At 47.3% G+C, this 23048-nt stretch carries 24 protein-coding genes and 1 riboswitch; of the genes, 7 read left to right on the plus strand and 17 right to left on the minus strand.

Annotated features, from left to right (window positions below):
• Positions 1-103 precede the first annotated feature (103 nt).
• Positions 104-805, plus strand: coding sequence for a hypothetical protein (locus ABT56_RS19465; protein ID WP_047880586.1), 702 nt, complete (start codon positions 104-106; stop codon positions 803-805).
• A 73-nt stretch (positions 806-878) separates the two neighbouring features.
• Here the strand turns inward: ABT56_RS19465 and ABT56_RS23415 are convergent, their stop codons facing one another.
• The gene (locus tag ABT56_RS23415) at positions 879-1379 is read right to left on the minus strand and encodes a hypothetical protein (RefSeq protein ID WP_157037925.1); all 501 of its coding nucleotides are present in this window, start codon (positions 1377-1379) and stop codon (positions 879-881) included.
• A 20-nt stretch (positions 1380-1399) separates the two neighbouring features.
• Complete coding sequence (locus ABT56_RS19475; protein WP_047880587.1) at positions 1400-1924, minus strand: nicotinate-nicotinamide nucleotide adenylyltransferase; 525 nt, start codon at positions 1922-1924, stop codon at positions 1400-1402.
• A gap of 181 nt (positions 1925-2105) precedes the next feature.
• Between ABT56_RS19475 and nadE the strand changes: the two genes are divergently transcribed.
• Positions 2106-2942 (plus strand): ammonia-dependent NAD(+) synthetase, encoded by an 837-nt coding sequence (nadE, locus tag ABT56_RS19480; protein WP_047880588.1) that lies wholly within the window; start codon positions 2106-2108, stop codon positions 2940-2942.
• 82 nt (positions 2943-3024) lie between these two features.
• Here the strand turns inward: nadE and ABT56_RS19485 are convergent, their stop codons facing one another.
• From ABT56_RS19485 to ABT56_RS19530, 10 genes are all read right to left on the minus strand, one after another.
• On the minus strand, positions 3025-3543 hold the full coding sequence (locus tag ABT56_RS19485; RefSeq protein WP_047880589.1) for an HD domain-containing protein: 519 nt from the start codon (positions 3541-3543) through the stop codon (positions 3025-3027).
• A 193-nt stretch (positions 3544-3736) separates the two neighbouring features.
• Positions 3737-3922 carry a YoaH family protein gene (locus tag ABT56_RS19490; protein ID WP_047880590.1) on the minus strand — a complete coding sequence of 62 codons (186 nt, stop codon included), beginning with the start codon at positions 3920-3922 and terminating at the stop codon, positions 3737-3739.
• Between the two features lie 92 nt (positions 3923-4014).
• Entirely contained in the window at positions 4015-5235 is a 1221-nt protein-coding gene (locus ABT56_RS19495; RefSeq protein ID WP_240478361.1) for an NnrS family protein, read from the minus strand.
• A 257-nt stretch (positions 5236-5492) separates the two neighbouring features.
• Entirely contained in the window at positions 5493-6338 is an 846-nt protein-coding gene (locus ABT56_RS19500; protein WP_053062577.1) for a DUF2861 family protein, read from the minus strand.
• 31 nt (positions 6339-6369) lie between these two features.
• Positions 6370-7032, minus strand: coding sequence for a response regulator transcription factor (locus ABT56_RS19505; protein ID WP_047880592.1), 663 nt, complete (start codon positions 7030-7032; stop codon positions 6370-6372).
• Positions 7007-8446, minus strand: coding sequence for a sensor histidine kinase VxrA (gene vxrA / locus ABT56_RS19510; RefSeq protein ID WP_047880593.1), 1440 nt, complete (start codon positions 8444-8446; stop codon positions 7007-7009). The genes ABT56_RS19505 and vxrA overlap by 26 nt, the downstream gene beginning before the upstream one ends.
• Before the next feature lie 176 nt (positions 8447-8622).
• Positions 8623-10020: a Re/Si-specific NAD(P)(+) transhydrogenase subunit beta gene (pntB, locus tag ABT56_RS19515; protein ID WP_047880594.1), complete on the minus strand. Its 1398-nt coding sequence runs from the start codon at positions 10018-10020 to the stop codon at positions 8623-8625.
• A 12-nt stretch (positions 10021-10032) separates the two neighbouring features.
• Positions 10033-11589: a Re/Si-specific NAD(P)(+) transhydrogenase subunit alpha gene (gene pntA / locus ABT56_RS19520; RefSeq protein ID WP_047880595.1), complete on the minus strand. Its 1557-nt coding sequence runs from the start codon at positions 11587-11589 to the stop codon at positions 10033-10035.
• A 425-nt stretch (positions 11590-12014) separates the two neighbouring features.
• Positions 12015-12296: an HlyU family transcriptional regulator gene (locus ABT56_RS19525; protein WP_047880596.1), complete on the minus strand. Its 282-nt coding sequence runs from the start codon at positions 12294-12296 to the stop codon at positions 12015-12017.
• A 158-nt stretch (positions 12297-12454) separates the two neighbouring features.
• Positions 12455-12637: a hypothetical protein gene (locus ABT56_RS19530; protein WP_047880597.1), complete on the minus strand. Its 183-nt coding sequence runs from the start codon at positions 12635-12637 to the stop codon at positions 12455-12457.
• Positions 12638-12964: 327 nt separating this feature from the next.
• Between ABT56_RS19530 and ABT56_RS19535 the strand changes: the two genes are divergently transcribed.
• Together ABT56_RS19535 and ribB are read left to right on the plus strand one after the other, a co-directional pair.
• Positions 12965-13924: a hypothetical protein gene (locus ABT56_RS19535; protein ID WP_047880598.1), complete on the plus strand. Its 960-nt coding sequence runs from the start codon at positions 12965-12967 to the stop codon at positions 13922-13924.
• Positions 13925-14062: 138 nt separating this feature from the next.
• A riboswitch (FMN riboswitch) is annotated at positions 14063-14231 on the plus strand.
• 177 nt (positions 14232-14408) lie between these two features.
• Positions 14409-15086: a 3,4-dihydroxy-2-butanone-4-phosphate synthase gene (gene ribB / locus ABT56_RS19540; protein WP_047880599.1), complete on the plus strand. Its 678-nt coding sequence runs from the start codon at positions 14409-14411 to the stop codon at positions 15084-15086.
• Positions 15087-15286: 200 nt separating this feature from the next.
• On the opposite strand, the gene ABT56_RS19545 is transcribed toward ribB, so the two are convergent.
• The gene (locus ABT56_RS19545; protein ID WP_047880600.1) at positions 15287-17044 is read right to left on the minus strand and encodes a bifunctional metallophosphatase/5'-nucleotidase; all 1758 of its coding nucleotides are present in this window, start codon (positions 17042-17044) and stop codon (positions 15287-15289) included.
• A gap of 357 nt (positions 17045-17401) precedes the next feature.
• Here ABT56_RS19545 and ABT56_RS19550 point away from each other — a divergent pair, with 357 nt between their 5' ends.
• Both ABT56_RS19550 and ABT56_RS24090 read left to right on the plus strand, forming a co-directional pair.
• Complete coding sequence (locus ABT56_RS19550; protein WP_047880601.1) at positions 17402-17929, plus strand: CbrC family protein; 528 nt, start codon at positions 17402-17404, stop codon at positions 17927-17929.
• A 66-nt stretch (positions 17930-17995) separates the two neighbouring features.
• Complete coding sequence (locus ABT56_RS24090; protein WP_157037927.1) at positions 17996-18775, plus strand: hypothetical protein; 780 nt, start codon at positions 17996-17998, stop codon at positions 18773-18775.
• A gap of 117 nt (positions 18776-18892) precedes the next feature.
• Here the strand turns inward: ABT56_RS24090 and ABT56_RS19560 are convergent, their stop codons facing one another.
• A complete protein-coding gene (locus tag ABT56_RS19560) occupies positions 18893-19285 on the minus strand; it encodes a VOC family protein (RefSeq protein ID WP_047880603.1) in 393 nt (130 codons plus the stop codon).
• Positions 19286-19532: 247 nt separating this feature from the next.
• Here ABT56_RS19560 and ABT56_RS19565 point away from each other — a divergent pair, with 247 nt between their 5' ends.
• On the plus strand, positions 19533-21272 hold the full coding sequence (locus tag ABT56_RS19565) for a DUF2813 domain-containing protein (protein WP_047880604.1): 1740 nt from the start codon (positions 19533-19535) through the stop codon (positions 21270-21272).
• Positions 21273-21304: 32 nt separating this feature from the next.
• Here ABT56_RS19565 and ABT56_RS19570 read toward each other — a convergent pair whose 3' ends face one another.
• Genes ABT56_RS19570 through ABT56_RS19580 form a run of 3 tightly spaced genes read right to left on the minus strand, consistent with a single transcriptional unit; the run spans position 21305 to position 23013 of the window.
• Complete coding sequence (locus ABT56_RS19570) at positions 21305-21844, minus strand: DUF3833 domain-containing protein (protein WP_047880605.1); 540 nt, start codon at positions 21842-21844, stop codon at positions 21305-21307.
• A 16-nt stretch (positions 21845-21860) separates the two neighbouring features.
• The gene (locus ABT56_RS19575; RefSeq protein WP_053062578.1) at positions 21861-22394 is read right to left on the minus strand and encodes a chalcone isomerase family protein; all 534 of its coding nucleotides are present in this window, start codon (positions 22392-22394) and stop codon (positions 21861-21863) included.
• On the minus strand, positions 22372-23013 hold the full coding sequence (locus ABT56_RS19580) for a DUF2878 domain-containing protein (RefSeq protein ID WP_053062579.1): 642 nt from the start codon (positions 23011-23013) through the stop codon (positions 22372-22374). Before ABT56_RS19580 ends, ABT56_RS19575 begins: the two co-directional genes overlap by 23 nt.
• Positions 23014-23048: the final 35 nt, after the last annotated feature.

The raw sequence follows: 23048 nt of genomic DNA on the forward strand, positions 1-23048 counted from the left end.
TTCTACTCAAAAAAACAGCAATTTTTCGGTTTAGGTCTTCTGTTAGTTGACCCATACTGCAAAACAGAAGAATATGTCGCCGCTACTTCGAAAGAGAATCACTATGAAACAGGCTATCGACTTTTCCCATATTCAACAGACATTTCTTGACGTTGGCTCACGACGCAAGAGCCAATGCTCATACATGCTGCTCGTTACCAAGGGCTGTGCATTTATTCGTTTAGGCAAAAACGAATTTGCAGTAAAAGCAGGCGGCGGTTTCTATATTCCTTTCGATTGCCTCCACGCCGTTACCGTGCTGCCAGGCTCGGAATACTATAAAGTTTCTTTTTCTGCCCGTTTACTTGCAGCAGCCAACCACCAGCCGCAACTTTGCCGAGATGCAGGTTACTTCAATGCGACGCCGCTAATCACTGCTGTATGTAGTGAACTGGCAACATTAGCTCGCAAAGGCAATGAACTCGCAATGGCTGGAAAAACCGGCAACTTACTACGTGTACTTGCCGATCAGATCTACGGTATGAAAGTACATACAAAATCCACCAGCCCAGGCCTTGCCAAACACGATGAGGAAAAGCTGGCGAAACTACTCTCCGGTGACACCATCACAGATATTGACTCGGTATGTGAATACCTAGGATTCACTCACAATGAGCTGGTTTCATGTCTACTTATGCGAGAAGCTATCAAGCTATCACGCTCAGGCCGCAAGGCTGGGCAAATTGCACAAAGCCTTAATACTCCCGTTGAGCTCCTCTCAGCGATGGCTGAGCCAATTCTTGGCAAACCACTAAGCCAAGCCTAGGCCCTTTTATTAGATAGTAAAAAGTATTAGATAGTAAAAAGCGACGCTAAATAGCGTCGCTTTTTGTATTCCTCTATTGGAATGGTATTTCGACCTGAAGATAAATATCGTCAAGGTCTCTATCTTCATGCCAACGGTAGTCAAATCGAAAACGTGGTGATACGCCGTCATCCCCACCGAACCCAAGGCTCATTTGTAACCCGTAGCTCTTCAGCCACTCTTTGGCATCATCGATATCTTCAATGCTGAGTGCCTGATCTGCATAACGGGAAGGTTGCCAAAATCCTAAACCATAAAAACTAGAGCTGTTTTGAGAATGTAAAACCGGTGAGTTGTTCTCACCTACCCAGCCCTGCCAAAACCGACCATCGTTATATTGATCAGCCTTCCAATCAATATAACTATCTTGTCTCAGTCGCAACGAATCAGACGCTGAATAATGATCAGTTGCATCAATCTTTTGCGCCGAACAAACAACCGAACTTTCTTTTTCTGGCAAATCTAAACATGACGAAGCAAATGCTGATGTAGCCCCAAACGTCATGCCGACTATAAGCAATGACACCAATAACACGTTTCACCTTACAATGATCCCTAAGACGTTTGGTATAACGCCTTATTCATAATTAACTTAGCCACTTTTGGCGTCGTTAAATGTGAGATATCACAACTATTGACAATTGCATCTCGAATAGCGGTCGACCGAATCGGAACCGTTTCCGGACACGCTAGCACCTGCCAGCGTTTCATTATCTCATCTGACCGATAAAACTTGCTAAAATTCAGAAAATTATCAGGACCAACAATAAAAGTGATATTTGCATCAGGCATTTTCCGTTGCAGGTTATCTAGCACCGCATAAGTCGTCACCGGATCATTACCATTGGCAATCTTCTGCTCAATCCGTGACAAGGTCACATTATTGAGCTGAGAATCCTCGATAAATGCTGCCACCAGCTCACAGCGAACATCATAATCAAGCATCTTTTTTCCCCAAGCATGCGTATAACTAGGCAGGAGAAGCACTTGATCAAAATGAGTCAGTCTTTCAAGCACTGAAAGGTGCCCCAAACTGGGTGGATTGAATGCGCTACCAAATACAGCAACTGATGCAGTCATAACTGGTATGTCCCTTTTTTATTCTGATTTTATGCTATTTCAACTTTATTTCTGAAAGAAGATTGATCCCTAGCAAGAGTTATCGCATGATTTTGCCAAAGGTTTAATGCATTTCATTGAAATTATGCTTTAAACAACGCTATATGGTTACAATTTGGGCATGCCCGGAGGATGCAACATTATGGAACAGCTTATTCGCGAGGAAATGCGCGTATTGCCAACAATTGACGTTGATTTTGAGATTGAGCGACGTATCGCGTTCATTCAAAAGAAACTCAAGCAATCTGGATGCAAATCGCTGGTGCTGGGTATTAGTGGTGGTGTTGACTCAACAACTTGTGGTCGTCTCGCCCAACTCGCCGTACAGGACCTCAATAGCAAAGAAGATACCGAAGCCTATCAGTTCATTGCCGTTCGTCTGCCTTATGGCGAGCAGCAGGATGAAGATGAAGCGCAGCAGGCTCTCGCCTTTATTCAGCCAAGCCACTCAGTAAGCGTCAATATCAAAGATGGCGTCGATGGTCTACATGCCAGTACGCTAGATGCGCTTGATGGGACAGGACTTATCCCTCAGAACGAAGCAACCGTGGATTTCGTCAAAGGCAACGTCAAAGCGCGTGCCCGTATGATTGCCCAATACGAAATTGCAGGGCTTGTTGGCGCCCTAGTACTAGGTACGGACCATTCTGCAGAGAATATCACCGGCTTCTATACCAAATTCGGTGACGGCGCGTGTGATCTTGCGCCGCTGTTTGGTCTAAACAAACGTCAGGTACGTCAAATTGCCGCTAAGCTGGGTGCTCCTGAGCTATTAGTCAAGAAAGTACCTACCGCCGATTTAGAAGAGTTAGCGCCGCAGAAGGCCGATGAGGACGCGCTACAGGTAAGTTATGATCAGATCGATGACTTCCTCGAAGGCAAGCCCGTTGAACAGCATGTAACGGATCGCCTAGTGGGTATCTACAAGGCTACCCAGCACAAACGCAAGCCTATTCCGACTATTTATGATGAAGCGTAATAAGCGCTGAATACCACTCTTAACAAAAAAGGGCTCTCGCAGCCCTTTTTTATTATTGCTAGCATCAACTTTCACTAAGAGCTTACCAAGAAGATCGTTTACGCTCTATTAAGGTATCAAGCTCCCACCAAATCGCCTCACACAATCCTTTGCGATATACCGCCGCTTTGAAAGCCGGATGTTCAGCTTGATACTGTTGGTAATAGGCCTCTGGACTGGTCAGGCTTGCCCGTACATTGGCAAGCCGGTCGCACGATTTGACTATCAACGCAAGTCGTGCGGCTTCTTCATTGATATCCAGATTAGCTAACCGCTGATTCACTTGCGATTTGCGCTTAGCCCGATCCGCCAACTTGCCATCAGAGATATAACTAATGGCATCGGCAATAACAAAACCGAAATCAGCGACCAACTCATCAACCGATGTTTCAGTATCCTCAAGAACGTCATGAAGCTGTGCCACTATCATAGCATCGGTACCAAAAGGGCTTGCCAACCGGGAAACAGCCTCAAGGTGGACGTAATACGGCACATCACCATACATTTGGCGACCATGCTTTGCCCGTGCCAAGGTACGAGCCTTTAGGTAACGGTTATTCATCCTTCCCCCTACCAGATGGTAAACAACCATATCATCCTTAAGATATGGAACTACAAAATTCTATTTCAGCATATTGAATTCTACTGGAATTGTATGAAACTTATGCGATTTAACACACGAAAAATAAAAAAGGCACCGCGTAGGTGCCTTTAAATTCGGTAAGCTACCGAAAATCCAACAAACAAAAAGCCTATTATTCTTCTGCGTCGTCTTCAGCTGCTGCTTGTTGCTGCGTTTTTTGCGCTTCTGCTTCACGAATCGCGTTCGCGACCATCATGATAGCCTCGCCACTACTAATACCCTGCGCCATTAGTTCGTGGATCTTTTCAGCGGCTTCTTGCTGCTGCGCGTGTGTCAACGTAGGTGAATTACCAAACATAATGGTTCAACTCGAAAAAAACGGGCTCACAGTGTAGGTAGTTTACGCTATCTTGTCACCCGTTAATTTTTTAACCTAACCCTATCCTTTCCCTACCCCGGGCGGCCATCAACACGCGGTTGCGTCAGTACCGGATAGTAAACATAACTAAATACCCCATAGGCTGACGCCCATAGCAATGCAGACACCCCGTAACCGGCTATTCTCATCTCTGGCATCATGACAATAAACAAGGTTCGAGCCAAAAGCGCCATAACCAGTGCCCAAAACGCCATAACCATCATAGGCCCGACTTTCAGCTCCCGCCCCGTATGTCCTAACGATACCCGGGCAATCATCGCCAATACCATACCGCCAATGCCACCTATCGTCAGTACATGCAGCGCAATACTGTACTCTACCGCCCCACCAGCAAAGTAGACAGCAAACATGAACAAGCCGATCACCATTGCCAAATAAGCAATATGAAGCAGCCACAGCAAAGGTACACGACAAGTAGACAAGCTACGCCAACGGGCAAAGCGTACTAAATGCAGCATTGCCGTGACCACCAACAACACCGGCAATAGCTGCCTCTCCATGCTGTGCTGCCAACCACCGGCAAAAGGCACCAGCAGTAAAGCGAGCAACACCAACCAGCTGCTCACCAGCGACGACACCTCGATCCACTTAACTCGCGTAATTTGCTCGCTCTGGGTTCCCCGCCATGTAAAGAACGGAATAACCCTTCCCCCAACAATCAATACAACCAAACTGATTGCCATCACCGCAACCAATGCAATACTCCGAGTCGAGACTGTCAGCCAACCAAGCACCTGCATATGGAACATGGCGTTCACCCCAGTCAGTAGCAATAACATAGGAACGAAGAAAAGGTTGTTCCACTGACGTCGTAATACAATGGGCTTACCGAGGCAATATGCGGCTAACGGCATCCACAGCAAATCAAATGCCATCCATACCCAATGCGGACTGGCGAGCATCATCGCTATGCGCGCCACCAGCCAACAGGCGAAAATACCGGCCAGCTGCCATCCCCTGACACCCGGTGCCCCTGTCCAATTCTGTACTGCGGTAAGCAAAAAACCAATAATAATGGCCCCAGTGAAACCAAACAGCATTTCATGGCTATGCCACCATATAGGATTACCGTACATCCACTGAGATGCTTGGGTATAACCCAGCCAGAACAGCCCCCACAACCCCATAGAGACAACCGTAAGCATGCTTGCCGCCAGAAAGAAAGGACGAAAGCCAAGACGAAACAGCGGCACGATACGCTGCTCTTTCTCCTGATCTAAAATCTGCATCATATTTTGCTTCCTCATACTGCCTGCTACTACTCAAATACCCAGCATGGCAATACGTCTACTTTAAAGATGCATTAATAATACACCTTTAAAGATGCAATTGAAATACAACTTATGTTGTTTGTCTCTTGTTGTCTCTCTATAGCGCTGACTTAGTAATAGCATGGCACTAACACCATGTTGCAGAGGGAAAAAACAAAAAAAGGCCCTTAATGGGCCTTCATGTTCTATGGCTATCTTCTGAGAAAATCGACAACGAGTTACTTGAAACTGTCACCGGTATGATCAACGGGTCGGGTAATGCTCTGGATATCCAGAACCGATAGCTCTCCTTGCCAGCGACTCTCTATGATTCCAACACTGAGCCAATAGCGACCATCTGGCAAGTCCACCTCTGGCAAGCTCGTCGGCAACCTGCCATCTACGTTTTCGGTCCATAGCGGCGTCCAGGAGGTATCATTAAGATCGTATATATTCATCGACAATATCGGTGTCGGGCAAGCCTTGTCTGGAAGACCATTTTTCTCTATCCGCCATGTACGGCTATCTACCCAGTTGATCCACTGCTTGCGCTTGGGCGGAGACAGGATAACCCACTCCTTGAATTCCTCTCCGTCCCCGGTATTAATGATCAATTGATACAAGCCTGCACTGCTGGCTTTTTCCAACCGCTTAGTCTCAATAGAGAAGTAATCCCCAGAGAGTCTACCCGGCGAGGCCGACAGTACCTTCTCCTGCGGCCAACGGATAAAATCAATATGTTTGATTTGCTTTGACGATGTTCCCGTAATAGCCAACTTAGGCAAAACCTGAGATTGATTTTGGATCATCTCGCGCTGAACGGTAAGTGACTTCAACCAGGCCGGAAAACGCGTGGCATCCAGACTACGCCCACAATCCTCAGTCACGGCCAAGTTAAGCAATGCGTTGAGATTGGCTTCTTGCTCTTCAGTCGGCTTTCCTTGCCAAGCCTGAATCATTGCATCGAAACTCTCGGCACTACTACCTTCAAGCAATTTCTGATGGGCAACCGTCAATACATCTTGTTGTGGAAACCATGCTGCCTGCACACTCGGTATACACAACACCGAGTTCAACAGCAGCATGGAGAAAACAACCGGTATCCTTGGCATGTGACTACGCAGACTTCATGCGGTAGCCGACACCGCGTAAGGTTTCAATCTCAATACCAGAGAGCTTCTGGCGCAATTGCAGTATATGGGTATCTACCGTTCGGGTTGTTGGGTAATGGTTATAACCCCATACCTGATCAAGCAACTCGTCACGGGTAAACACCCGACCGGCATGTTTGGCCAAAAATACCAACAGTTCAAATTCAGTGCGGGTCAGTACCACGCTCTCATCACCATTGCGAACTTCGCGACTATCTAGATCAATCTGTATACCGCCGACCTTGACGATATTCGCAGCGACTTTCTCGGGCGCACCATCACGCAGATGCAAACGCACGCGCGCCAATAGCTCTTCCTCGGCAAACGGTTTGGTCAGGTAGTCTTTTGCCCCTGACTCCAACCCCGTGACCTTGTCTGAAATAGACACCATAGCAGTCAACAGAATAACGGGAACATGCTTAATATCCAGCCATTGGCTCAGGTAGCTAAGGGAATCCCCCTCCGGAAGCTGGCGGTCAAGAATCACCAGATCGGCACCAGACCAAAGATCTGCAACTTTGCTTGCGCAGTCTGCGTAAAGGCAATGGTAGCCAGCTTCTTTTAAACTTTCGAGTAAACCATCAGCGAGGTTACGATCATCTTCAACCAGAAGCAGAGTCTGATTCACAAGGTATCTCCAATATAAACGTTGTCGGCGGGCCAACTAGCTTCATTCGCCCACCCATTCTTCGGATCATCGATTCGACGATTGTAAGTCCAAGCCCCAAGCCTTTTTCACTCACAAAGGGCTTTCTTAATCTTGCCCAGTCTTTATGACTGAGCGGTCCATTATCTGAAACTCTTACAATCAGTTTTCCAGAATCGAACGATGAGGTTAATTTTACCGGCTTCACGCCGTACTTATGGGCATTCGATAACAAGTTATCAATACAGGTGCCCAACCAATATACATTGACATCAACAGGACGATCTTGAGCCAGCTCTAATGTCACTTCATAAGGCTCGCTGAGGTATTCCACCCACTCATTGAACGATTCGACATGCGAAACGCTGAGTTCCTGTTGATTTGCCTGCAAATAATCCTTACTGGCCTCGGCAAGTTGCCGCAAGCGCCGGGAATCTTCTGTCAGGCGTCTGAATTCATCATATAGACTTTCTGGCAATGCATCAAAATGTCGTCGGAATCCCTCTACTGTCATAGCCAAGCTGGCTATCGGTGTACGCAGTTCATGTGTCAGGATTTGCAGTACCAACATCCGCTCTTGCATCGCCCTACGGCGAATACGCCAACGATAGAACCCCCATCCCACCAGCAAACCAATATTGACGACCAACAATCCTACCAGCAGGTAGGATGTCAGGTGTGATTGGTCTTCCTCGGCCCAGCAAATATTGCCACTTTTAAGAATACAAAAACCATCGTGTTTCAGGCGGGTAAAGTTCACATCGAACTTACCCATTGCCTGTGACCACACGGGCTGATCATAAATATGGTACTCATTGCCATTGCGTATCCAAAGCTCGCCGTTAGAGACAAACGCTTCGGCACCGGCAATGTATACCGCTACCTCATCGGGGCTCATCCTCTGCAAGCGTCCCAATGCCGTATTGGTCGGTGCCAGTTCGCGCTCCTGAACATGCAGGAAACGAGCGAGTTGTTGTTCCATATCAGGATGTACCGCCAAATAACGGGCCGCATAGCTCCCGCCACCGGGGTGAATGTAACCCGCACGGGCAAACCAACCGACAGGCAACACCGTGTTGTTACACAATGCACGAGTAAACACGAGAGGCTGTGTCAACAATGGGGTGACCGGCCAAGGCCCCTTGCAGGTCAGTGACCCCTGATAAAGACGGCGCAGTGACTTGAGCGGGTATTTAGCCGACTGCGGCAACAGCGTTGTCGGTATCAGCAAAGGCGTGGGGAATTGGCTTTGAAGCTGGCGGAAATCATACGTCGCTACCGGTTCGCTCGCCAAAAGCTCGGCACGAACCGCACTCAAACGCTCGGGCAAATTTTCAGCCCACGCTGGCTGCAGCCCCGACAGAAGCAGCGATAGGAATAGGACGTATTTTTTCATGGCGCCAGTGTATCACCCAATATCCTTACATTGTCATGAAATTGTCATTCGAGTGAAGATAAAGTGAGCAAAAAACCTCTTCGTGTCATAGTTTTCCCTATTGATAAATATAAAAAAACAGCCAGCAGGTTATCCTACTGGCTGTTCAACTTTTGCCGCTATTTATCGATGTGGATCTAGTCCAAATGCTCCAGAATACTCAAGCAGCTATCTTTGGCATCACCAAATAGCATCTGAGAGTTCTCTTTGAAGAACAACGGGTTCTGAACGCCGGCATAACCGGTGTTCATTGAACGCTTGAACACGATAACGTGCTTGGCGTTCCACACTTCCAGAACTGGCATCCCCGCGATAGGGCTATTCGGATCATCCAACGCCGCTGGGTTCACGGTATCGTTAGCACCAATAACCAGCACCACATCAGTTTCGGAGAAATCGTCATTGATTTCGTCCATTTCCAATACGATATCGTAAGGTACCTTGGCTTCTGCCAACAAGACATTCATGTGACCCGGCAGACGACCAGCAACTGGGTGAATACCAAAACGCACATTCACACCTTTCTTACGCAGCTTGTCGGTAATTTCATGAACTGGGTACTGAGCCTGGGCAACTGCCATGCCGTATCCCGGGGTAATAATCACCGAGCGGGCGTCTTTTAGCATTTCCGCCACTTCTTCTGCTGAGGCTTCCTGATGCTCGCCCTGCTCCTCGTCGCTAGAGATCACAACTTCCTGACCGAAGCCACCAGCAATCACACTAACAAACGAGCGGTTCATCGCCTTACACATAATGTAAGACAGGATCGCACCTGACGAGCCAACCAGTGCGCCAGTAACAATCAACAGATCGTTTGCCAGCATGAAACCCGCTGCTGCCGCTGCCCAACCCGAGTATGAGTTCAGCATAGACACGACAACCGGCATATCCGCACCACCGATGGAAGCCACCAAGTGATAACCGAACGCAAAAGCAATCAGCGTCATGACAATCAGCGCGAACATACTGCCGTCAGCCTTGACGAAGTAGATCATAAGAAGCGCAGACACAACAACGGCCGCCAAGTTCATTTTGTGCTTATGAGGCAGGTTCAGCGGTGATGAAGAGATCACACCACGCAGTTTGCCAAATGCCACGATAGAACCGGTAAAAGTAACCGCACCGATGAAGACACCAAGGAACACCTCCACCATGTGGATAACGTGCTCAGCATGGATACCGGCAAGATCTGTCGACACGGGTGCAGGTGGCTCGAGATAGCTGTTATAACCAACCAGTACCGCAGCCATACCCACAAAGCTGTGAAGGATAGCTACCAGTTCCGGCATTTCGGTCATTTCTACTTTCTTCGCGTAGTGGATACCAATACCACCACCGATCACCATCGCGATGATGACCCACGCAAAACCCTCGGCACTCGGACTGAAGATTGTCGCAATAAGCGCAATCGCCATACCCGCAATACCGTAGTAGTTACCGTTTCTCGCTGATTCTTGTTTAGACAGTCCCGCGAGACTTAAGATGAAAAATAACGCAGCAACAATGTATGCCGCTTGTACTAATCCTGCAGACATGAGTTACTCCTATTATTTATCTTTGCGGAACATTTCGAGCATACGCTTGGTAACCGTAAAGCCACCGAAGATATTTATGCTCGCAATGAGTACAGCAACAAAAGATAAGGCAGTAACGGCACCGTTACCCTGGCCTATTTGCAGGAGTGCACCCACGACGATAATGCCTGAGATTGCGTTTGTCACAGACATCAGTGGTGTATGCAAAGCGTGTGTTACGTTCCATACAACGTAGTAACCGACCACACATGCCAAAACAAATACCGTGAAGTGAGAAAGGAACGCAGCCGGTGCCACAGAGGCAATCCAGCCAAACGCAGCCACACCCGCCGCCATCAGGCCGTATTTCTTGGCCGGAGAGGCAGGGACTTCTTCTTTCTTGGCAGGAGCTTCAACCGCAGGCGCAGCTTGAGCAGGGGCAGCAGATACCTTGATCGGTGGAGCTGGCCATGTTACCTCGCCCTCTTTGATCACTGTCAGACCACGCAATACTTCATCATCGAAATCGATATTAATATTACCGTCTTTCTCTTTGCACAGCAGTTTGGTCAGGTTGACGAGGTTGGTTCCATAGAGCTGGGAAGACTGAGTAGGTAGACGACCAACCATATCGGTATAACCGATAATCTTGACACCGTTCTCCGTCAAAACAACTTTGTCAGCCTCGGTGTAAGCACAGTTACCACCATTGGCAGCGGCCAGATCAACAATGACACTACCCGCCTTCATGCTGTCGACCATTTCTTTGGTGATCAGCTTCGGTGCTGGACGCCCTGGGATCAGAGCCGTGGTGATAATGATATCAACATCTTTGGCCTGCTCAGCATAAAGACGCTCAGCAGCTTTGTTGAATTCGTCTGACATCTCTTTGGCGTAGCCATCGCCAGTGCTTGTATCTTCCTTGAAATCAACTTCAAGAAACTCAGCACCCATTGACTCTACCTGCTCTTTTACTTCAGGTCGTACGTCAAAGGCCCGAACAATCGCACCAAGGCTACCTGCCGCACCGATTGCAGCCAAACCAGCAACACCAGCACCAGCTACCATTACCTTGGCTGGTGGCACTTTACCCGCCGCGGTGATCTGGCCGGTGAAGAAACGGCCGAACTCATGGGCAGCTTCAACAACGGCACGGTAACCCGCGATATTTGCCATCGAACTTAGTGCATCTAGCGCCTGAGCACGAGAAATACGTGGCACCGAGTCCATCGCCATGACGTTAATATTCTTGGTAGAGAGCTTTTCAAGCAAGTCTGCATTTTGTGCAGGCCAGATGAAGCTCACCAGACTCGCCCCTTCTTTGATCAGGTCGAACTCATCAACGCCGGTTTCCTCATTGACCTGCGGTGCATTAACTTTAAAAATCAGATCAGACGCCCACACTTCTTCCGTTGATACCACAGTGGCACCAGCAGCTTCATAAGCGGCATCATCAAAACTGGCAAGCAGACCCGCATTGCGCTCAACCGCAACACTGAAGCCCATTTTTAACAACTGCTCTACCGTTTTCGGCGTTGCAGCTACTCGCGTCTCGTTAGCGAGTATTTCTCGAGGTACACCAATTTGCATCATTATTCCCTAAATTTTGGCAAATAAGTAACAATTTTTTATCCAACCAGACGCGTAATATCAAGCCTTTTGTAGGAAAAATACAAAATAATTCTATTCGCGCTCTGTTATTCACAGCAAATGTTGCCAGCTAACTGTAAATAAATAACGTTTCAAACGCCTGATCAGAGGTCAAACCACAAAGAGAATTAACAACCTATGCATAAAAACATACACAAATCACTAATATTTATATTCTGTCCTTATAAACAACCAAAAACAGTGATCTAATTAGATAAACGAACGTTTGAATCACAAGGAATGACAATATTGATGGGGAATGCTGCGTTGGGGATGTGGCCATTTCAGTTTCCATCATCATTCCTTGACGATGTGATCATCCCAAGTATCAAGCATGACTTGGGAGACCATGCTCAATGTAGCGGTTATCGGAACATGCTGTCGCCGTTCTGATCGATGAACATTTTAGCTTTGTTAATCATGAAAGTTTCGGCATCCTGCTTCGAACCCATCAGATCCGAACGAATGAAAACATGGGTCTTCAGTTCACCGTCCAATTGCTTGCAAATACGTCCGGCTATACGGTATTGCCCGCCTTCTGACTTAGGCTCTGGGTATATCAAATAACCTTCGTACTCGACAGCCTCTACATTCACGATTTCCGGTTCAGATTTTACAAAACCAAAGAGCTTTGAGAAAAATCCCACAATGGCATCTCCAATCAATCATCTATATCGCGTACATCATGCCATATTCACAGGAAAGTAAACTACCCTTAACGACGCATTTTGTTTTGTGACTCTTTTCAATGCAAAAAACGCCGGCCAAGACCAGCGTCTTTGTATGTTGCTTAGGTTCAGCGGAATTAGCGATAGACGCCGATATCTTTTTGCAAATGGACCGGTAGATCCTTAACGTCACAATATGATGGGGTTTTCTTTACGCTGAACAAAATATCCAATGCGTGAGCAATCAGTCCTTTGACGCTAACTGCATAGGCTTTTTTATCCATAACAACTGGTGTGTCAAAATTCATTGCCTGTGCCATGACTGCCTCTCTGTATTTTCTGGCCAATGTGAATTGGCATCGAGCCTAAGTGCTTTATCAACTGGCTATTATTTTAACTCGCTCAAATCACACGCAGAACTGACAATATTTCAGCAACAAAATTAGATTTTCTTATGCAAAATGTAGCAATCACAAAATAACAACAAACAACGCCTTTGTAATGAAAATTCATGCACCAAACAGCACACTTAATGCATAAATAACCATGACTTGCATAATACTGGTTTTACTTGCTTTACTATTCCATCAAGGGTAACAATGGATTAACACTTACTGTATTGCGGAAATTCAAGAGTAATCACATTTATGCTCAGTATGATTACCCGACATTCATCCAGCTTATTGATTGCCTCAGCGTTCGCCGGTTTTATGCTGCCCAACGCTGCAGCAGCAATGTTTCCGTTTCTCCCTTATATCTTGTTTTTCCTGATGCTGTTCACGCTATTGGGAATAGATCAAAAAACCTTAATCAAACGACTCGCCACAACTCAGGTATGGGGCTTTGCTCTCTTTCATAGCGCAGGGATGACATTAATAAGTTGCAGCATAGCTACGCTATTGGGCTCATCAGATACCATGCTATTGGCCGTCGCAGGTGTCGCCGCAACTGGATCGCTATTTGCCACGCCAGCAATCGCACGCTCCATCGGACTGGATGCGCTAGAAGCAATGGCGATGACAATAGCCACAACGCTGCTGATGCCAGCTATTATCTACGTTAACCTATGGTTGTTTAGCGATGATAGCTTCGCCCTTGACGTTCATAGTTATGCTATTCGCTTGGTTGTCTTTATTGTCAGTCCGATGTTGCTATCGGCCTGTGTTTACCGCCTTGTCCCAGCTGAGACCCTCAAACGCGTTCACGGTAAACTCGCTCATATAACCATACTGCTCGTCTTTGCCTTCCCATTCGGCCTTATCGAGCCCTTTCGCAAGATCTTCGACCAATCCGCCTTTGATGCCCTACAGTATTTCGGAATCGGATTAATACTATGCGGAATGTTCTTCCTCACAGGTTTAATCTGTTATGCAAAACAAGGAAAACAAGCTGCATTACTGGCAGCCATCACCACCGGCAATCGCAATGTATTACTGACATTCACCATTGCAGGTACTTACCTTGGGCCCGATTTCTTGATCCTACTTGGTGCTATCCAGCCGACAACATATGCATTCCCCTTGTTTGTCCGCTGGCTAGCAATAAGACTACCCGATACTCCCAACCCACCGCGCAACCCACTGCAAAGCGACAACACAAAACAATGACACCGACTTATCGACAATAAGCAGCACTCTCGTGCTTTATACCGGATACAAATCGGACAATCGGCGCCTGGCATCAAATAATTATCCATAATTTAATTAATTACCTTGCACGGCTTTCTGGAATTTCCTATAGTCGCAAAGAATTCTCAGGGCGGGGTGAAACTCCCCACCGGCGGTAGTCCCAACAGGGAAAGCCCGCGAGCGCTTGCAGTTGATATTGCAAGGTCAGCAGATCTGGTCCAGAACACGGTCATGCCATGTTTGATTCCAGAGCCGACGGTTATAGTCCGGATGAAAGAGGATTTCAGCGATAATCTGTGTTTATAACACCGGTATACGCTCAGCTTGCATTATTTGCAGGCGGTGTCGTATCGGCTGTTTTTCGAATACCGTACTGCATCTGCATATTTGCTGATAGCAGCCGCTTTTGCTGACATTCCATGCCCTGATTCTGGTAACGATATTGTATTTGGAGTTTTTTACCATGAATCAGTCTCTACTCTCACCTTACGGTAATGCATTCGAACGCGTTGAAGCTGGCCTTGCCGCCCTTCGTGAAGGCCGTGGTGTTCTTGTTGTTGATGATGAAGATCGCGAAAATGAAGGCGATATCATTTATGCTGCAGAAACCCTTACCGCCGAGCAAATGGCGCTGATGATCCGTGAGTGTTCAGGTATTGTTTGCCTATGCCTGACCGAAGAACGCTGCCAGCAGCTTGAATTGCCTATGATGGTGGAAAACAACACCAGTGCCAACCAAACAGGCTTCACCGTCACTATCGAGGCAGCCAAGGGCGTAACTACCGGCGTATCTGCCGCTGACCGCGTTACAACAATCAAAACAGCCATCGCCGACGGAGCCAAGCCTTCTGACATCAACCGTCCAGGCCACGTTTTCCCGCTAAAAGCAAACCCTGACGGTGTTCTTGCCCGCCGCGGCCACACCGAAGCGACTATCGATTTGATGCGTTTGGCTGGCTACAAACCTTATGGTGTGCTTTGTGAGCTAACCAACCCAGATGGCACTATGGCTCGCCTTCCTGAAGTCATCACGTTCGGCGAAACACATAATATGCCCGTACTGACCATTGAAGATCTTGCTGCTTACCGCATTGCCAACGAAGTGGCCAACAGCGAAAGCGACAATAGCCTTACGGCATAAGCCATAGGCACACAACGGGAATCTTATAACAAGCCGGGCCGCACACCCGGCTTTTTTCATCCTTAGCATTCACCTTTGCTCTCTTAGAATAAAAATGAGCAAAATAAAAAGGCTCAAGATAAAAATGTCTAATATAAAAACCGCCGATAGCATCAACTACCGGCGGTTTTTCTAGTTCCTGTCTATTAATGGTAATGGGCTTAAGCGACCCCTTCCTCGTGACACACACAAGGAATAAACTGCGACAGATTGGCTGGTGGAACATCTAATTGCTGCTTGTGAGCCGCATAGGCAGAAAATGCCTCTGCCATTGTGACATTCAGGGGTTGAGGCTCTTCCCCATTGAGCAAAGCATGATAGCCCTCTTTGCCTGTGGCCGTGTAGCCCGACGATACCGAAAGATATGTCGCACCATCGTCAACCTCCCGCCACTCCGAGCCAACAAGATACTCTAGCTGCTCAATCCGCTGGCCTTGTGCTGCACAGCAGCGATAGACAAAGCGTAAGTGGGATGTATAAGGGTAACTTCCGTCCCCCGTGCCTTCAACGCCATTATCGATGGCATTATCGATCGCACCTTCAAGCGCCGCCCTTACTTGCGCGCCAGTTACCGGATAAACCATCAAGCCGATGGCAAACGGCAACAACCGGCCAGAAATGTCTGCGGCGGTCAGCGGCCCGGGATTCAACGATGAGCGCACGCCACCAGCATTATGAATACCAAAGTCAACCGCAAAGCCTAACTGGCGACCCTGCCAGACAAAACTGTCAACGACATGCGGCGCGATCTGACTTGCCCCTTTGGCATCGGGAATGCGCGTATGACGCAATGGGCTCATAACATCGGCAATATGTTCTGTTTGTAGCTTACGTACGGCAGGCCGGTATTCCTCGTTGAGAATATTTTCGATATAGGGATCTTTAATACAGAATCGAACATTTGGCTGCTGTTTAAGATAGGCTTTCACTTTATCGTGGCTCAGCACATCAAGGTGCTCGCTTCTGCTGGCGTCCAGAGTGAACTGCCGTCCCAGCAAGAGCTGGTTTGTCCCCGATACAGACTCAACGCTACCGTCTGCGGCAAAATCAATATGCAGCTGACCTAAGGCCAATGCATTACAGCCCGCCTGTACGACGCAAGTCCCTTTGACCATACGGGCATAAGAATCAGTGACGCCGTAACCAAGGTTAGTAAAATCACCCTGCATTGTATGGCTGTGGCCACCAATAATCGCACCGATACCATCGACCTCTTCGGCCAATTCCAAATCACGCTCATAACCTAGGTGACTAAGTACAATAATTTTATTAATGCCGGCACGGTGCAAGGCGGTTACGGTTCGCTTGGCAACATCGGTAACATTGTGGAAAAACGTATCCGGATCCGGATTGGCAATACCAGCCATATTCTCAATGGCCAGACCAAACACCGCTACGGGTTCACCCTCTACATCGTGTATCCAAGATCTGGCACATTGCTGCTCGGCATCATATGCCAATACATTGTTTTTACGTGATAGCGGGTTAGCTTTACCCACCAGCTCACCGGAAAGATCCCAATTGCCGGCAAGCAGCGGAAAGTTAACTTGATCCATGAAATCAGCGACAGGCTCATTGCCCATGTCCAACTCATGGTTACCAAGAGCCATCGCATCAATGCCTATCGCATTGAGCAACTCGGCATTAGCTACCCCCTTATACAGGGAGAAATACAGTGTGCCCTGAAAACAGTCACCGGCATGGAGAAAGACAAAGCTCCGTGACTGCAACAAAGCTTGGCGCTGAATATCCTTTACAGCTGAAGAAACGCGAGAGAATCCACCACAACTGGCATATACCGACATCTCTGGTTCAATGACGTCGCTGGGCAACTGTAGTGAGATCGACGACGGCTCGAAATGTGAATGCGTGTCGTTAATATGGGCGATCGTTAACTTCGCTGGACGATGGTGTGTCATAATGCTGAAAGTACTCCATTATCCTAAAATGCTAGTTCACTTCCCCCTCCAGCACATTGTGCGGGGAAGCCAACTCGAATCTACGCTAATACCTCGAATAACTTCGAAAAACAGATCTTCTCGCTGGTTAATACGAACTTACTAAGAAGAAAACATGACGTTTCTAGGTATTGAGATTTCATCATACAACACATCATGACAAAACTCAGGTTTCCTCTTGAAATTAAATCTTACATTGCATCAAGACAGTGATGGTTATCAGATGACTCCAGCTTAACAAAGCTAGACGTATCCAGTATCCTATCTCCCGTCTTTACCCAGATCTGTTCCCTCTTACCAATAAGCAGAATACCACCCATGACACTACCTCAATTCAGATTTCATCCCGATCCCATTGCCACTGGCGCGATTAAGAAAAGCGACAAAGCCTGCCAATGTTGCGGTAAAGCGCGAGGATATATCTACACCGCGAGTTTCTATTCACGTGACAATGTCACGGATATTTGCCCGTGGTGTATATCAGACGGATCTGCCGCTAAAAAATATGATGGTTCTTTCGTCGACGATTATCCGCTGCTCGAAGCTGGCATTCCAATGGCGCTTATTATTGAAATCTGCGAAAGAACGCCGGGATTCGTTTCTTGGCAACAGGAGATTTGGCAGACACATTGCGATACTGCCTGTGAATTTCATGGCGATGCAGAAAAACATGAACTAGAAAAATGGGACAATGACAGTTTGCAGCAATTTCTCACCGAACAGATGCTGGATGAAAAATTATGGGAAGCGATCGTTCAGCATTATGAAAAAGGTGGTGATCCTGCCATCTATAAATTCAAATGCCCTATATGTGGAAAATTTATCTACTCAATAGACTTCTCATAGCCCGAGCAAATAACCTTGCCCTCTCGCACGATTTCTACTCCGTGCGACTGAAAGCCTCTCCCTTGTATGTGGTTGGCATCAACAACCGAAGATATTCTATCCGGCGTTATCCTCCTTGGGTCTATTGTTGTTTCATATCCATTGGAATATGGCCCACCGGGAGGATACACCATGAGCCCATCACGGCTGATATTATTGCTATTACTCGTCCCAATCACAGTAACAGCAAGTGTTAAACCCATTCCCCGTTACGAAAAGGTAGACTTGGATACTCGGCGGATATATGAACTCTCCTCGTTTCCTATATATGACTATTTTGTCTGTATAAAGAAAAACGACCCAGGACTACTCGCATACCTACAAAATGATTCACTATTTGACAAAACAATCCGTACCGTTTCTGGCGAAATGGCAGCAAGCTACTATCGATATTTCAATGATCAGCCAGAAAAGCCTTACGTTAGCTCCCCAAGCCCTCAGGAAAAATGGCCGCCAAGCGAACCTGCTCCATTTAGCAACAATAAAGCCATCAAGCATTTCCCCTACCAACTAATAAGCAAGCAAAAACACGACTACCACTACTCAGTGTCAATCTATGATGTGAAAAAAGAACAATGGCGACGCGATGGCGAAGAGCGAATATGGCTATTCAACCAGTTTGATTTTCTTCAGCGAACATCAGACTACAACGTGGAGAGTATCGAAAGTATTGATAACCTAATGCTGATGACATCCTTGGATTTAAGAAGTATCCAGAAAGCAAATAGCGAAAAAAATGCATTCAGCTTGGGCTATAACAACGTCAAGGCCTTTTTCTACCAGGCTGATGTGAAATATTGCAAATAGCGCTATTACCAAATAAGAATATTACCGAAACCAGCCAACTCAGCGTCAATCATCTAGAAAAAAGCCACCCAACTGAAATTGGATGGCTTTTTTCTTTCTTATTCAGCACGCCTCGGCTTACTGATAACGCCCATGACGCTGAAGGAACTCAATTTTGTAGCCATCAGGGTCAACAACAAAGAAGAATTTGGCCAACAGTTGACCTTCACGGAAGAATTCTTTGATTTCTGCTGGTTCATACCCCAAACCGGCCAATTTCGTATGCTCGGCTTCTAGGTCGTCAACGGCTACGGCAATATGGCCATAACCGCTTCCGTGGGTATAGGACTCAGTCCCTTCGTTCCACGTCAGCTCGAGCTCCATATCGTTCTCTTCGTTTCGTAGATATACCAAGCTGAAACCGTCGAAATCGAGACGCTCTGCAACATCCAGATCCAATGCTTCCTTGTAAAACTTCAATGATTTATCTAGGTCGCCCACACGTACCATAGAATGAATGATCTTAGCCATCTGACATCTCCAGGTTGAACATACCCGAGCGGTACCATAAAACAGCTACACGCACACCGGGATACTGCGAATTTTAGTTCGCAGACTATAGCAACTCCCTGTTACTGCAACAAGCAGTTCCACCACGCGCTATCGTCTCGTCCCATGTATCCAAAACCCTTTCATTTTCAATAATGTGATACTGAATGTGATTCAACGCCGCTTTGTACTGTAGGCTTAAACAAGGTTACAGGCGAGTGAGGTATATATGCAGCTAGAACGAATTGAAATATCCGGCTTTCGGGGTATAAAACGTCTCTCTCTTTCTCTGGACGCACTGACTGTTTTGATTGGTGAGAATGCTTGGGGGAAATCCTCACTGCTCGACGCGCTGGATATTGCACTGTCTCCGGATGCCTCTTTCCATAACTTTCACTTTGACGACTTTCATATCGACTACAGTGCTGGCCATGCAAAAATGCACCAGTTGCAAATCGTACTCTACTGGCAAGAAGACTATCCCGGTGAACACAAAGCGCGCCGTTACCGCAGTTTTAGCCGAATGTGGCAATCCACCCACGCCGAAACCAAAGCACTATACTACCGAATCGCCAGTACAATTGAGGGTGATAGAATAATCACCGAACGCTACTTTCTAGATACCAAAGGCGACAGGATCCCATGTGACGATACCGACAAACTCGCCAAACAGCTCATGATCCTTCACCCTGTCGTACGTATCCGTGATGCCCGGCGGCTTCGCGACTACAGCCACCAGCATAAATCGCCTACCCACTCTCACGACAAAGCCGATAGCAAGAGTAATGGCAAAAACGGTAACGGGCACGAACAGCTATCCCTAGAAAAACAAGCTGCTGAAAAAAAACAGGCCGAAAATGTACGTATCCAACGGCGACTCGATAATACCTGCCGCCGATTAATGACCAAACCCGGCCATGTTAGCCAAGCTGAGATAAAAAGCAGCATCAATGCCCTGCGTTCTCTGGTCGATCACTATTTTGCCTTTACGCCACAAAGCCAGCCCCGCCACTTTGATCGGGCCCACTTTCCGGAAAGGGCTCAATATGCGGTCAATCCGCTCGAACAACTCAGCCAACGAGAAATGAGCAAACAAGGGCGCTTAATCCTAATGGGGCTGCTCAATGCCTTCATCCGCGCTCGAGGCCCGGTTGAACTGAAACGGATCAGCCGCCCAATCATGATCCTAGAAGATCCGGAAGGCCGACTTCACCCCACGTTTCTCCATCAGGCGTGGAGCTTTATCGTTAACATGCCGATGCAAAAGATCCTTACGACCAACAGTCCAGATCTCTGCTCTGTTGTACCTATTGATAGCGTCAAAAAGCTGATCCGCCACCCGAACAAAACACTGGTCTACAGCCTTAATCCACAAGTTCTGGGTAAAGATGAAGCCAGACGCGTTGCCTTTCATATTCGGCTTCACCGCCCAAGCGCACTTTTTGCAAGAGCATGGCTATTAGTTGAAGGCGAAACCGAAGTATGGTTATTCAATGAACTGGCTCGCCTCTGTGGCTATAACCTTGCCGCAGAAGGGGTTCAAATTATCGAATTCGCACAAAGTGGATTGCGCCCGCTAATCAAAGTTGCCCGCAACCTTGGGATTGAATGGCACATGATTGCCGATGGTGATATGGCAGGGAAAAAATACGCGGATACTGCAAGACGAATGCTGGGTAACGAATCAGAACGCCATAGGATCACCTTGTTACCTAAGGCTGATATTGAACATTTCTTGTTTTTCAACGGCTTCGAGTCATTATTCCGAAGTTTGGCCGGCATTCCGGAGCACTCTCCTGTTAGCCCGAAGAAAATCATTCATCGGGCACTTAAGCGTCAAGCAAAACCGGATGTCGCTCTTGCAATGATTGCTTACATTGACGAGCATGATATCGATGTGATTCCGTTACTATTACGCTGGGTTCTAAAACGTGTGGTTGCTATGTCTCGCGGAGTCAGTCAGATCTAGTTAAAACCAATACAAATTAATACCGGTAACACCTATTTATCCTGCTTTTCAAAAAACAATGTTACCTGACCGACATGAAAACCCCACTTGGTCATTTCTGCAGTATTGAACAAGTGGGTTTCGTCTTGCAGATACATCCAATCATTGAATGTGATGTCATAGCTACTATCACCAACCGGCACTCTGAGTACATAACGCCAATTAAGAGCGTTCCCGATAATCTTACCTTGAGCCTCTCCTATAACGTCATCAGCTGTACCGCTATAGCGCCCATTTCCCTGATGGGTGATCACCCAAATCCGACGTTGTTGCTCTCCGTCATCAAAGACGAAATCTTCTGTTAACGTCAGAACATTTCCATCAACTGCTCCGACAATATCGACATTGAACCGCCGGGTTTGCTTACCGCTCCGGTCTTGCAGCATTCCCCATGCCTTGACTCGACCGTCAAAATATCCAAATAAATCAAAATCAGGCTTCGTGCCTTGATAATCCTCTATCGATGCCGTGCACCCGAATAATCCCATAATAAACACCAAAGATATCAAGATGGGTCTGCTCAATCTTGCCATGCCGTCTCCAAAGCAACTAGCGTCTGCCTATCAGTTGGTTGCGAATGTCTGGATAGGCCGTTTGCGGTGACAACCAGATATGAACAAATGAGCGTGCCATTTCATGATCCTTCACAATCCCAATCTGCCGATTATCACGGTAGAATGTACCTTGTTGGCCGTCATAGACGAAAATAAGCCTATCCCCCTTGCGAACATCCGGCCAAATTGTCGCTAATTTACGCAGCCATTTATCGCGTTTGAATTTGGTGATCCCGAGATGAACCCACTGATCATCGGTTGCATCAATAAGATCATCGTTATCAATGTTACGCTGGTATTTGATCACCAAGGCCAGAGGTAATCCATCATTACGATAGGTTCCGTTGGGTGTGCGCAATTCTGAATCGTAAATAACCCACGGCCCCCACTTTAGTTGTGCCTCGCCCACCGCCGGCCATGACTGCCACGGCGTTGATGCAAATGCACTATTACTGACACCCATTAGCCCGGCAACCACAATCCCAAGAAGGGCTGATTTATATGATTTAAAAACGGAATGGTTTTGCATATCGCCCTCCGAATAGACGGTTAACCGTTGTTAGTAAGCCTATAGCGACGAAGGTAAACAGCCCCCAGCACAGTAAAAGGACAAGACCACTTAGCTCAATACCGTATGGCAAAGACGCCGCATCAAATCGATAGCCAGCCAAATAACTCATTGCTCCGCCAAGCGAACCAATCAGTCCAAGCAGCCAATACGGCATAACAAGCAACCGACTACGCATAATCCAGACAAATGACGCAAAACCCAGCCATAGCAGTACTAACCACAAGGGCATTCCTTCCGCATCAAACGCCAAAACCCCGGCTTGGATCAGCATAAAATCCATCCCGATACCTATCCCGCCGAGAAGCAACGAAAAACGTGCGCTGCCGGGAAACAGTGCCCACGCGGTTACCAACATAATCACCAAAGCAACCACCCATTGTGATTGCCCCAAAACGGCAGCTGCCCAGTAGAGGTTGAATACAAGGCCAAGAACAACCACAGCCTTGGTGCTCAATACTGATGATGTCGCCGTTTCTGATAGGATGGGTGAAGTAGCAACAGAGCCTTGCGCCTTTGGCGACTGACTATTCGCATGCGATGCTTCAACCTGTTGATCTCGGAATGAATAGCCTGCCATCGTTGGTTACGCCTCGTTATTGGGTTCGTCTTTAC

The organism is Photobacterium aquae, assembly GCF_001029445.1.
Classification (GTDB): domain Bacteria; phylum Pseudomonadota; class Gammaproteobacteria; order Enterobacterales; family Vibrionaceae; genus Photobacterium; species Photobacterium aquae.